The following is a 12,894-nucleotide window of genomic DNA, read 5'->3' on the forward strand; positions in this document are numbered from 1 at the left end:
ATTCGTTAGGACGAATGGTTTTTTTTACGGGATTATTTTTTACCTAGCAGTACTCGTTGAAAGCATCTTTCAGGTTTTCTGCAATTAATTCTGCAGGGCGACCTTCAATATGGTGACGCTCTAACATATGAACCAATTCTCCGTTTTTGAATAAAGCAATGCTTGGAGATGATGGAGGGAAAGGGAACATAAATCCTCTTGCCGCATCAACAGCTTCTTTGTCTACACCTGCAAAAACCGTAACAATATGATCAGGTTTTTTTGCATTATCGATACTCATTTTTGCTCCTGGACGTGCATTTCTTGCTGCGCAACCACAAACTGAATTTACAACCACAAGAGTTGTTCCTTCTGCATTAATAGCGTTTTTAACTGCTTCAGCTGTATGTAATTCTTGAAAACCGGCATCCGTTAATTCGGTACGCATTGGTTTCACCATTTCTTCTGGATACATATTTCTTTGTTTAAAGTTTATTATTTTTTGTTTCTAAGTTTTGCAAAGTTACAAAGTTTAAAACCAAGAATATTCTCAGAAGCATAAAGTTTTGTTATAGTTCAATAATTTGAGTTATTTTTTTGTTGATTTCTAAAATATGGTCTCGTAGTCTATTAACAGGAAAGATTATTTTAGAGATAAAACGGGAAATTTTTTTATTAAAAAAGTCAATATGGCTTTTTATTGTTATCATTGGTATGTTTTTTATGTGATTTAGCCGAAAACTAGTTCTGCAAAATAATTTTTTTCGTTGTTTTTTCGTTGTTTTTCAAAGTTACTTTTACAATCAATACCCCGTTTTGTTTGGTTGGATTAGCTAATAAAAGTTCTTTTTTATTGATGTCTTTTTTTGATAAAATACTTCTTCCGCTTATATCATAAATAGTTACAGTCTCGAGTTCCTCCTTCATTGAATTAATTTTTATTTGGTTCTTAGAACCTACAATGACTACAGATTCTGTTTTTGTTTCCAGTTCATTTATGTCTAAAGTTTTATTGGTGTATTTTAATTCGAAGCGGTTGTCAAAAACGCCTGTAGCAGTTGAAAACATGTACGCACTTTGACTTAAATCATGTTCTGTTCCTAATAATTTATCTTCTAGGTAGATGCTTTTGTTTTCTAAGAAGCCATCAGCTTGGTCAATGTTGATATAAAATTCCCCTTCCACGGATGTGTCGTATCCTAAAGGAATTTTTTCTTCTTCATCAAATGGTAGCTGTCTTCCTTGAATTGACATTCTTGTATCATTTAAAAGGCTATAGATGGTTATTGGGCTGTCTGAATGCACTTTTCCGTCATATCTTTCGTCATAATCGTTAGTGGCGCCATTCATATAGCCTAATAGCATTTGTTTAAAATTATCTTGATTACTAATGTTTAGCCATACTCTGCCTTCTTCTAACTTCGGTGCCGTTTTGATTTTATTTGAATCTTTTGATTTTGAAGTTTTTGGTTCTTTTGGAACCTGTTTGAAAAACTGTGTGTTTACATCTGTCGTCAATCGCATGCTGTTATCAAAATATACATCGCCATTGTTTTTTACTGCTACTTTAAAGCCTTGTCCTGAAGCTATTTTTCCTGTTGGAATTAAGGAGCCGTCTCCAATTAGGTCTGTTACTGCTTTTGAAGCAGTGGCTATTCCACCGGTGAAATTCCAAGAGGCATAGTCGGCAGGATTGTAGTTGTATTTATATGGGTCTTGAGAGGTATATTTTATATCGAGTGGAGGGGTTATGGAGGTCCAAAAGTACAAGGTGCTTCCAAGGAAACTGTTTTTTGTATTTGATAAAAAGGCTTTGGCATCCAATGCGCAAGGATAAGGATTACAGATTAAAGTGTAATTGACAGGATTACCTTCATTATCATCTTCTTTAATTACAGGAATAGTAATAATACCATTGTTGGCAGTCCCTTTGAAGGTTACAGGAACTTTGGTTGCGGCAGTTCTTATTCTGGTAATGAATCCTTGTGCTGGAATTGTGGTGATTAATTTTTTCCAATTTCCTCCCGGTCCTGATTGCCAATAGTACTTGCGGTCAAAATCGGAAGGTAATTGTGAAATAATATTTTCTTTGACCGGCGATCCCCAATAAATGTAATCGAGGAAATTCATCGCTCTTGTTGATTTTGTAAGTTCAATGTTTGGTGACAGTATTCCGGTTTCATTGCAGCTTTGTACAAAATTGGCTTGGTTTGCAACAATCACTTTTCCGCTAATATTAGTGTTTCCTTCATTATATACCTTGATAAATTTTCCGTTCGGAATAGTTACAGTTACGTCATTTGCAACTTGGATGCTGTTTACAGTAAATCCAGCTGTTGTGCCTCCTGGGCTTGTGTTAGCTCCAACTGTATAATTAGCACTGAAAAGTAAGTTGCTGTCAATGCCAAAACCTGTTGAAGGAGACCAAGAGGTTCCGTTCCACGTATGTGTTGGATTAGAATTACCAGCTATTGTGATGCTTGAGGTGTAGAAAATATCTGTTTGAGAATTTTTTACGGCATCAATTGTTTCAACTGTGGGATGGCTAGGATTCAGGGTTACTATAGTTCCCGACCTATCAAATCTCTTTGGTTCGTTGATGTCTCGTTTGTAATATAAACTTGAGGTATCGGAACAGTCTCCAGTTGAACTGAATTTTGTCAAAAGAGCGAGGGCTACTTTAAAATCGCCAACACAAGTTGGAAATATCATTTCTGTATCTGTATCTGTAGCCTGGTTTTGGAATTTTTTAATATTATGATTTATAAGGCCATTATATGTGAGATCAGATGTACTTACATTAGCATTGAAACTTCCGGACACTTCTGATAGTGTAGCTGATTTCATAAACAATCCGTTGCTGGACGCAATAAAGTCCGTTCCGTTTGCTGGCAAGGGGAAGTCAGTGGCCTCAGGAACTGTTTCTGTTGTTTTGTAAATGTAATACCAAGAAGAACAGTCGCATACTTTATGCGTTGATGCTGTTGTTTTATACGTTTTTATTTCAGCGCCCAGATAGTAGTTGGTCCCGGGAGGGAATGTGCCTAAATCTTGTTTAAATCCTTTAGGTATAGAGCTGCCATATGCGGCGTCTAATTCATAAAATTCACTCGTCGTCGTCGTTACACCTGCTGCTGTCTTTGATGTTTTTAAGAAAGCATATGATTCAAAAATATCGGTTTCGGGTAAAGTGGTCTCATAAGTGGTTGTAAAAGTTCCTTGTGTTGTGTATACAGTGCCTCCAATATTAGTAGCAAAAGCTTTGTAATAATAAACGATTCCGTCAGAAAGGCCAGTGACATTTTGTGTAAAAACTCCCGTTGAAAAAGACCCTGAGGTAGATACTTTTATTCCTGTGCCATCGGCGAAACCACTTGTCATGCTGTAATAAATACCGTGCTCTGTAACGTTTGAACAGCCAATAGCGGTTATATTTCCGCCTAATGTTGCTGTCGTTTTTGTAATCGATGCACTGGTGGGAGAAGAAATTGTGGGTGGAGTATTTACGACAGTAACAGCTAATGTTTGTGGGGAGCCAATTCCGCAACTGTTTGTCGCTGTTACTGTAATATTTCCATTTTGGTCAAGACTGCCTGTAGTAACTGTTATCGAGTTAGTGCCTGTTCCTGCTGTTATTGACCAGCCTGTCGGTACTGTCCAAGTGTAAGTTGTGGCGCCGCTAAGAGCGTTGATATTATAGACTTGAGAAGTAAGCGAAGGACATTGTATAGAAGTTCCGGATATTGCTCCTGGTGTTAATGTTTCAAGAATTGTTACACTTACAGTTTGGGTACTGGCGCATCCTGATGCGGTTGTAAGGGTCATTATTCCTGCGTATGTTCCGGCAAGTGCTCCTGCTGAAATAGCGACAGAGCTTAAAATTCCTCCGCTTGGTAAAAATGTAAAAGCAGTATTTGCTTGATCAGCAAGCTGGGCTGTGTTGGCTACAGTATTCCAATCTATACTATAAGAAACGGGTGTGTTTGTTGTTTCTGTGTAGGTCAATGAGGTAGTTTGTGTGATTGTGTCGAAACAAACTGCTGTAATAGTGCCTGTAGTGGTTATGGTAGGTTGAGTACAGGACGGTACTATTTCACCGGTCGATAATATAGTGGCAGCTCCAAAACCATTAAAAGTAATTTGAGCTAATTGAGCAGTCGTTAGTCCTGATGAGTTGCTTCCAATGAATATTCTTCCTGAAGTTCCAGTGGTACCCATTGTTCCTGTCCATCCGTTGATGGTTAAGGTTTTACCAGCTGTCCATCCTATAGCGTTGCTTGCACTAAAATTTATTGTGTGAGTTCCTGTGCCTAAAGCAAGAGTGGAGTTATCGGATAAAGTTAATGTGCCGATTGTCTCTGAAAACCCAGTGGTTGTCCCTGTTTTGAATGTTCCTCCATTTAAAATCATATTAGATGCATTTGGGATAACGCCCGCTGCTCCTAAAAGTAAAGTCCCTCCTGTTATACTTGAAGTACCAGAATAGGAGTTTGAAGACGATACCAATGTTAAAATTCCAGTACCTACTTTTTCTAGAGAATTTGCTCCTGAGACAACACCAGAAAGGGATAGGTTTCCAGCTCCTCCTGCGCTGCAAGATGAGTTTAAAGAAACTGTTCCTGCCCAGATTGATGTGGTGCCGGAGTTATTTACTAGTGCTCCTCCACTTGAAATACCTGTTCCGTTTAATGTTAAGGCTTCTGTAGCACCACTACTTAATGAAAAACCGTTCATGTCTAAAACGGCTCCAGAACTAACAGTTGTTCCTGATGAGGCTGTTCCTAAAGGTCCGGCAGTATTTACCGTGGAAGAAGTGCCAAGTTTTAGTGTGTTTCCGGAATTAATGGTTGTAGCTCCAGTATAGATGTTAGCGGCGGATAATTGAGTTGTACCTGATCCAAGTGAAAATAAAGCACCAGATCCGCTTATTACTCCTGCATAATTGGTTGTTCCTCCAGTATTTAAAGACTCTAGATTTAGATTGCTCGCGGTGCCGGTTATGGTGCCAGAAAAGGTATTTGTTCCTGAAGTATTTAAACCACCAAGAAAGCGTGTGGATGCATCACCAGTATTCATATTGATGTTGCGGGTAAATGTTGTCCCTCCACTAGTCCCAGACAGATAAAATTTGGTAACGTTTGTAGTTTGACCTCCGTTACCAACGTATATCGCACTTCCGCTCGAAATAGCATCTCCGGCGGTTTCGATCCATAGTTCTCCCTTGTCTATTGTTGTTTGACCAGTATAGGTATTTATAGCGTTTAATTTAAGTACACCAAATCGATCAACTTTAATTCCCCCTCCTCCTGAAACAACTCCTGATAAACGAACCCATCTGTTGCTAGAGTCAATAGTTGTGTTGTTGCCATAGACTAATAGAAGGCTATTTGTTGTGTTTGTGGTGTTAATAGTGCTCGAAATATCTAATGAGCCTGCCGTTGCTAGTAATTCAAAGTTTTTTGAATTATCAGGACCTCTTAATGGAAAACTGATGCTGTGCGTAATGTTTACTGCGTTATTTTGTATCCAGGGATTCACGCCACTGTAATCATAAAAACTATTTTCAGTAGACCCGGATATTGTTCTTGGACTCGTTGCGTTACTTCCAAATGTCAATTTAAAACGACTTAGGTTTGTCATGTCGTTGGTCATCGATACATTTGTATTGTTGTCTATGGTAATGATGTTATTGTTGGCAGGTGTTGCATTGGGACTCCAATTTGTGGAGGTGTTCATTAGACCATTGGTTGTGCCACTCCAGGTATTTGTAGTCTGTCCGTATGATGTTCCGCTTATTGATGTTAAAAATAATAGGATAAAAAAACATTGAAAAATAGTTGATTTTATTTTTCGCACAATTTTAACGCAAAAAATATTTTTTGTGTAGTTTTGTTTCATTTGTATAATAATTTTAGTAGGAATAAATTATTTAAATCAAACATAATACTTTATCATAACAATAGATTCAAAGAAAAAAACACGAGATCAACTACAACGTTTTAGTTGGATAACTTTTTTAGATTGTAAATTAGTTATGAGTATTTTAAACCTTTTTGGTGTCTGGTAAGGTTTTTTGGAGCCAAGTAATTTTTAAGACATATTCTCTTAAGTTAAGAAATAAAAAATCGGTATAAAAAAGTAAGAAGAATTTTGATGAAGTTTGAAAAGACTTACCAAAGGTTTACTGCAATTAAGATCGTAGAATTTTTCATAAACAGAATGTCTTTTGTTAGTGCAGTTGGTTTTAGAACTTAAAAAAAGATCGTACCAAGGCCTCCAGAAATAATTTTTTCGGGCATTTTAAAATAACCTGAATATCTTCTGTTAAAGAAGTCTCTTCATCCAAAAATTTGAAAATCAAAGTAGGATTTCCTTTTTTAAACATAGAAGAAAAAATAGTAGAGCCCAATTCATTTTTTCGATCTAAAATATCCAATAGAAGCAGATCGTAAAACCAGAATTTATTTCGTTTGTGAAATTTTGTGAAGTCAGTTTGCTTTTGAAGAAAAGCAATCAATTCTGTTGATTTTTTGTCTGAATTTTTAAAAGTATATCCTGTGCTTGCTTTGGTCCAACCACCCGCGCTACCAATATTGATAACGTTTTTTGTGTTTTGTTTCCAAAAAGGATAACAAGTCATCGGGATACTTCCTTGTTCTTTCTCGATTATCTCATATTGGGTTATCCCAAGTTTTTGAATATAGTCTTCAATCGCGGTTTCGTAGTCCTCTTTTTTTAAAAGGCGATGGGAAAAAAGGGTGTATTCCAGTAAAGCTTCTGTTTTTGAAGTAGGTAGCACGTACATAAAACGGGTGTTGCCTTTTTGCTCTATGGAAAAATCCATAAAAGTTGCTTGTTCTGGATTGAAAACGGCTTCTTTGCTTTTTATAAACCAACCGGTAAAATGCTGTTGCAAGACTGGATATTGGGACTGGTTTGCTACTTTGTTTTTGTTGTAAATACTATTAAAAAGCTTGCTGCAAGAGTAGGATTCTGTTTCTGTCTGAACAAAAATTATGGTTTCAGATTCTTCAATCTCGAGAACCTTCTGATTCCAGAAACTAATGTTTGCTTGTTTTGAAATCACCTTAAAAACCAAATTGTAAAAATCCAAACCTCGAACCATATTGTATTGATACGGTTTTAGATTTAAGTTGCGTTTAAAATCTTCATTGGCAAATAAGGCCGAATCCCATTTTGTGTGAACAATTTTACTCCAAAATCCATTGGGTTTTTCCCAAAAACACCAAGTTCTGTCGTTGGTTTTTTTAGCATTTTCATCTAAAAGTAAAATGGTTTTATCTTTGAATTGTTCAGATTGCACCATTTTATACACGGTCATCAAAGCCGATAGACCTGTGCCTGTGAAGATGTAATCGTAATGCTTCATATAGATTTTCGAAAATGCTTCCCAAAAGTAACCAATTATTTTATTTTTTCGAGAATCGAAATCAACGCTTTGGCATTTAAAAAAGAGTGCTTTTGGAAAACAATCGAAAAATCAGATTCTAGAATAGTGATGGTAGGATAGATGACTTCCGAATCAATTGTGGCTAGTGCTGTGGCAAGTTCGTGGATTCCTGTGTTTTGTCCTTTGGGTGTGAATTTGAAAGTATGATTGTTAAAGTGGATGTTTTCTTTGCTTTCGGCATCGAACGAAACAAAGTAAAAATTGTCATTCAATAGACTTATGATTTCTGGGTTTTTGAAAGTAGAATTTTCCATCATCTTGCAGTAGTTGCACCAAGAAGTGTGGATGAAAATTACTAGTGGTTTGGGTTTTTGTCTCGTTAATACTTCTGCTTCTTCAAACGAATAGGTTTTTAATTGGGCAAATCCAGATGGAATTACCCAAAAGAAAATCAGCAGTATATAAATCCGTTTCTTCATTATTTTAAAGTGTAACGGAATCCGAAAAAAGCACGAATTCCTTGGTTGGGACCGTAAACATAACCCGGATCAAAGGTCAAAGCATACGGATTTTCAGGTGTTGCCAAAACATTTCCATTCGAATCGTATTCTACATTTTTGTCAAAAGGATCGTGTGCTCTTGCAATGATAAAGGGATTGCCTTTGTTGGGAGTCCAATTCAAAAGATTTTTTATCCCTCCGTATATTTCGAAATCTTTAAATTTAGTAAAAGTAAATTGAATATTCTGAATACTCCATGTTGGGGAATATTCTTGTCTAGGGTCTAAGTCACCCAAAAGAGGCAAACGCATTGGGCCATAAACATTTCCTGTATAATCAATATCCAGGAATATTTTTGGAAGTCTGTAGGAAACTGCCCAAGTTGCTGAGAAGTCTTCAGTTAGAATTTGTTGGGTTGTGACTCCGTTTTCGGTTTTTGTCACATCCATAAACGTGGCACCTAAGATAATTTTTAAGCCACTATTGAAAACCATATCGACATTGGCACTGATTCCTTTGGTAACCGCGTAGCCATCGAGATTTTTGTAGATAATCTGATTAGGGTTGGTATCGTAATCCGGAAGAATAGAATTTGAAAAATGGGTATACCAGGCAGAGGTTTCCAATCCGATGAAGTTTCCGTCTTTGGAATAAAATTTAGACAAGTAGTTCAGATTGACATTATAGGAGCGTTCAGGTTTTAGTTCTTCAAGGACTATTACTTCGCGCGAACCGGTTAATGCGGCATGTTCTTCGGTGAATAGATTAACAATTCTAAAACCAGTTCCAGTATTGAATCGTAAAATATTATTATCGTTTATTTTCCATTTGTAAGCCAAGCGAGGAGTGAAAATTGAACCGTGATTGTTGTTGTAATCGTAGCGGGCGCCTAATAATAGATTGTGTTTTTCAGCTAAATGAATTTCGTCTTGAACAAAAACACTAGGAATCCAGTTAATATCTGTTTTAATTGTGGCTGTTGTGTTGTCGTCATAATATTGGTAACGAAGGGCGGTTCCCAGAAGGACGTCATGATTGTTTATTTTTTTGTCTAAAGTCAATTGCCCGAAACCGATGCGTTGTTTGGCCAGAAATGGAATTGCTCCATAAACTGAATTCTGGTCATGGTCAGTATAAGAAAAGGAAAACAGCATTTTTTCTTTAACAGGAAGTTCGTATGCTCCCAATAATTCCCATCGTTTGGTATAAATACTTTCACCATAAACCTCATTTCCGCCACGGTATTTTTTCTCCCATTGCATTTCACCACCCCAACGGTCTTCGTAGAAAAAACGTCCGGCCATCGAAAATAGTTTATTGCTTTTTCGACTGAAATTCAATTTTTGAAAAACTGAAATACGGTCTTGTAAAGTTACATCTGTGAAATTATCGTCGTTATTGTCAATTGGATTACTGTAATTGAAATAATTGACTCCTGTTAATAATGATGTGTTTTTTCCAATATTGGCTTTAAAACCCAAGTCAAAATTAAGTTCGCCCCAACCTGTTGCAAATGCATCGGCTGAAAAAGTGGGAGCATTTTTTGGGTTTTTGGTGATGATGTTTATCAATCCACCAACAGCTTCACTTCCGTATAAGGACGAGGCAGGGCCTTTGACTATTTCTATTCGCTCCAAAAGAGAATTGGGAATTCCGGATAATCCGTAAACTGTAGAGAGTCCGCTTACGATAGGCATTCCGTCAATTAAAACTAAAGTATATGGTCCTTCCAGTCCGTTGATATGGATATCGCCGGTGTTGCAAACATTACAGTTTAGTTGAGGTCGTACACCATTTACATTTTGTAATGCTTCAAAAATATTAGCTGTTGGGTTTTTTTTAAAAAAAGTTGGTTTGTATACTTCAACAGGAACCGGACTTTCAAGACGGCTAACGGGTTTTAAAGTTCCGGTTATCACTACTTCATCAAGTACGTGACTGTCTTTCAAATCAAAATCTAAAACTATTTCGGTAGTGTCAGTTACGATTATGTTTTTCTTTTGAGTTTTAAAACCAGTGTAAGAAACAATGACTTCATAATTTCCAGGAATGATGTTTTCTATGGTGTAGCTGCCGTCTGGATTGGTTATGGTTGCATATTTGGAGTTTTTCAATATAACATTAGCTCCTTGTAAAGATTGCTCTTCAGAAGTAATTTTTCCTTTCATTGTGGCCTGGGCAAATGAAATAGCACTAATTAGGATACATGAAAACAAAATTAAATTTTTCACAATTGTATTTTTAGAATTTATTAAATTAAAATTTAGACAAAGCTAAAAAAATAATTACTCATATAAAAGTTTTTTATATATATTTGCTTTAGTAATTCAATTTCAGCCATGAGCAAATCATTAGAAGAAGTAAATCAATCGGTCCCGACACAAAATAAAACCTCCATTTTTAGAAAAATACTTGCCTTTTTTGGTCCGGCCTATTTAGTAAGTGTTGGATATATGGATCCCGGAAACTGGGCGACGGATATTGCCGGAGGAAGTCAGTTTGGATATGCTTTACTTTGGGTTTTATTGATGAGTAATTTGATGGCTTTACTGCTACAAAGTTTAAGTGCGAGATTGGGGATTGTTACCCAGCGTGATTTAGCTCAGGCTTCACGGGAAACCTATTCACCTTTCATCAATTATATTCTTTATTTTTTGGCCGAAATAGCCATTGCCGCCTGTGATTTGGCAGAAGTATTGGGAATGGCAATCGGTATTAATTTATTGTTTGATATTCCGTTGATTGAGGGTGTGATAATCACCGTGCTGGATACTTTTTTATTACTGTTTCTTATTAATAAAGGAATCCGAAAAATGGAAGCTTTTATTATAGTGCTGGTTGCCATCATTGGGTTTTCATTTATTTTCGAAATGATCTTTGCACAACCTGAAATTGACAAAGTAGTTTACGGATTGATTCCTTCGATGCCAAGTGAGGCAGCACTTTATATCGCTATCGGAATTATCGGGGCAACGGTAATGCCACATAATTTATACCTGCATTCGTCATTGGTGCAAACCAGAAAATTCTCCAGAACTGATAGTGGAATAAAACAGGCACTCAAGTATAATTTTATTGATTCGACCATAGCGCTGAACCTGGCCTTTTTTGTAAACGCTGCTATTCTGATATTGGCTGCCGCTACATTTTATAAAAACGGAATGTTTAATGTGGCCGAAATTCAAGATGCACATCAATTTCTTCAGCCGTTATTAGGAACCCAATGGGCGCCTATTTTATTTGCCGTTGCTTTAATTGCTGCGGGACAAAGTTCTACAATTACGGGAACTTTAGCAGGTCAGATTGTGATGGAGGGCTATTTGAATTTACGTATTCAGCCATGGGTTCGACGCATCATTACTAGATTAATTGCCATTGTTCCTGCTGTTATAGTTATTCTGATCTATGGTGAAAGTGTCACTGGAAAATTGTTGATTTTAAGTCAGGTAATTTTAAGTTTGCAATTAGGATTTGCCATTATTCCGTTGATTCATTTCGTTAGTGATAAATCAAAAATGAAAGGATTTCACATCGGTAAAATTACTCAAGTGGCTGCATGGATTATCGCAACGATAATTGTTTCGCTCAATGCCAGATTAGTTTATTCAGAGATAAAAGGATGGTTGGAAACTTCCGATAATCCTATCGTTCTTTGGTTGACTGTAGTTCCGCTTGCTTTAGGATTCTTGATTTTATTGCTTTATATCGTGTTTAAGCCTTTTATCTCAAAAGCAAAATTAGATATTCAAAATCATTCACCACACAATATGGTTCTGAAATTTTCTGAAGCTGACTCTCAGAACAAAAAGAATATCGCTATTTCGGTAGATTTTTCATTCGCCGATGAAGTCGCCATCAATAGCGCCTTTAATCTTGGTGGTTTGGAAGCAAAATATACACTGATCCATGTTGTGGAAACCGTGGGTGCCATGATGTATGGTAAACATGTAGACGATCACGAAACCACTATCGATGAGAAACTTCTATTAGAATATAAAGAAATGTTTCGAGAGAAAGGTTTTAATGTCAAAACACAGTTGGGCTTTGGTAAACCAAATAAAGTAATTCCGAAAATTGTAAATAAGGGCAATTTTGATATTTTAGTCATGGGAACTCACGGCCATACAGGCATGAAAGACCTGCTTTTTGGGACCACAGTCGATAAACTGCGTCATAAAATTTCGATACCATTATTAATTGTAAAGCATTAAATTTGCGAACTGGAATTATTGCCGTTATAGGAGCTAATCCCGTTATCCGTTTCAAACAATGTTCACTAATCTGCAATTAAAAATCAAATGACTTTTTCAGAAGAAAATTATCTAAAAACCATATTTCACTTAACGATTATTTCGGATTCGGAAATAAGCACTAACGCTATTGCTGAAAAAATGGAGACCAAAGCTTCATCAGTAACAGATATGCTTAAAAAATTGGCCGAAAAAGATTTGGTAAACTATAAAAAATACCAAGGAGTTTCTCTTACCGAAAACGGAAAATTGGCCGCCAAGATGATTGTCAGAAAACACCGTTTGTGGGAAGTTTTTTTAGTGGAAAAATTAGATTTTTCCTGGGATGAGGTGCACGATATTGCAGAACAGTTAGAACACATCAAGTCCGAGCAACTCATTAACAGATTGGATGATTTTTTAGGAAATCCAACCGAAGATCCGCATGGAGACCCTATTCCTGATGCCAATGGCCAAATTATTAAAGTAGAAAAACAGTTGCTTTCAGAATTAACGGAAAAGCAAACTGGAATCTGTGTCGGAGTAAAAGATACTTCTTCCGACTTTTTAAAATATTTGGACAAACAGGGCATTGCCTTAGGTTCCCAAATAGAAATTATAGGGAAAGAGACTTTCGATTTGTCCCTAAAAATCAAAGTCGATAATAAAGAACTGACGATTTCTAATAAAATTGCCAGTAATCTTTTTGTGAAGATAACGTAGCAATCTAAAATAAGTGCATGATCAGAAATTGTCAAAACAGAACCGATAAGTG

At 36.5% G+C, this 12,894-nt stretch carries 7 protein-coding genes; 2 read left to right on the top strand and 5 right to left on the bottom strand.

The features are described 5' to 3' along the window. Positions 1–43: 43 nt before the first annotated feature. From ABEB23_RS08925 to ABEB23_RS08945, 5 genes are all read right to left on the bottom strand, one after another. A complete protein-coding gene (locus ABEB23_RS08925) occupies positions 44–454 on the bottom strand; it encodes a BrxA/BrxB family bacilliredoxin (RefSeq protein ID WP_348812223.1) in 411 nt (136 codons plus the stop codon). A gap of 266 nt (positions 455–720) precedes the next feature. Next, on the bottom strand, positions 721–5,715 hold the full coding sequence (locus ABEB23_RS08930; RefSeq protein WP_348812224.1) for a RemA C-terminal-like gliding motility protein: 4,995 nt from the start codon (positions 5,713–5,715) through the stop codon (positions 721–723). A 508-nt stretch (positions 5,716–6,223) separates the two neighbouring features. Then, the gene (locus ABEB23_RS08935) at positions 6,224–7,369 is read right to left on the bottom strand and encodes a lycopene cyclase family protein (RefSeq protein WP_348812225.1); all 1,146 of its coding nucleotides are present in this window, start codon (positions 7,367–7,369) and stop codon (positions 6,224–6,226) included. A 35-nt stretch (positions 7,370–7,404) separates the two neighbouring features. Beyond that, the gene (locus ABEB23_RS08940; protein ID WP_348812226.1) at positions 7,405–7,869 is read right to left on the bottom strand and encodes a thioredoxin family protein; all 465 of its coding nucleotides are present in this window, start codon (positions 7,867–7,869) and stop codon (positions 7,405–7,407) included. Beyond that, positions 7,869–10,121, bottom strand: coding sequence for a TonB-dependent receptor (locus ABEB23_RS08945; RefSeq protein ID WP_348812227.1), 2,253 nt, complete (start codon positions 10,119–10,121; stop codon positions 7,869–7,871). Before ABEB23_RS08945 ends, ABEB23_RS08940 begins: the two co-directional genes overlap by 1 nt. A gap of 108 nt (positions 10,122–10,229) precedes the next feature. Between ABEB23_RS08945 and ABEB23_RS08950 the strand changes: the two genes are divergently transcribed. Both ABEB23_RS08950 and ABEB23_RS08955 read left to right on the top strand, forming a co-directional pair. Beyond that, positions 10,230–12,101, top strand: coding sequence for an Nramp family divalent metal transporter (locus tag ABEB23_RS08950; RefSeq protein WP_348812228.1), 1,872 nt, complete (start codon positions 10,230–10,232; stop codon positions 12,099–12,101). Between the two features lie 87 nt (positions 12,102–12,188). Continuing rightward, positions 12,189–12,842: a metal-dependent transcriptional regulator gene (locus ABEB23_RS08955; protein ID WP_348812229.1), complete on the top strand. Its 654-nt coding sequence runs from the start codon at positions 12,189–12,191 to the stop codon at positions 12,840–12,842. The last annotated feature ends 52 nt before the right edge of the window (positions 12,843–12,894 follow it).

The organism is Flavobacterium maritimum (assembly GCF_040049085.1).
Taxonomy (GTDB): Bacteria; Bacteroidota; Bacteroidia; order Flavobacteriales; family Flavobacteriaceae; genus Flavobacterium; species Flavobacterium maritimum.

Excerpts from the sequence above, each read along its gene's own strand:
- ABEB23_RS08930 (WP_348812224.1), bottom strand. The coding sequence starts at position 5,715 with ATGAACACCTCCACAAATTGGAGTCCCAATGCAACACCTGCCAACAAT.
- ABEB23_RS08950 (WP_348812228.1), top strand. The coding sequence starts at position 10,230 with ATGAGCAAATCATTAGAAGAAGTAAATCAATCGGTCCCGACACAAAAT.
- ABEB23_RS08935 (WP_348812225.1), bottom strand. The coding sequence starts at position 7,369 with ATGAAGCATTACGATTACATCTTCACAGGCACAGGTCTATCGGCTTTG.
- ABEB23_RS08925 (WP_348812223.1), bottom strand. The coding sequence starts at position 454 with ATGTATCCAGAAGAAATGGTGAAACCAATGCGTACCGAATTAACGGAT.
- ABEB23_RS08955 (WP_348812229.1), top strand. The coding sequence starts at position 12,189 with ATGACTTTTTCAGAAGAAAATTATCTAAAAACCATATTTCACTTAACG.
- ABEB23_RS08940 (WP_348812226.1), bottom strand. The coding sequence starts at position 7,869 with ATGAAGAAACGGATTTATATACTGCTGATTTTCTTTTGGGTAATTCCA.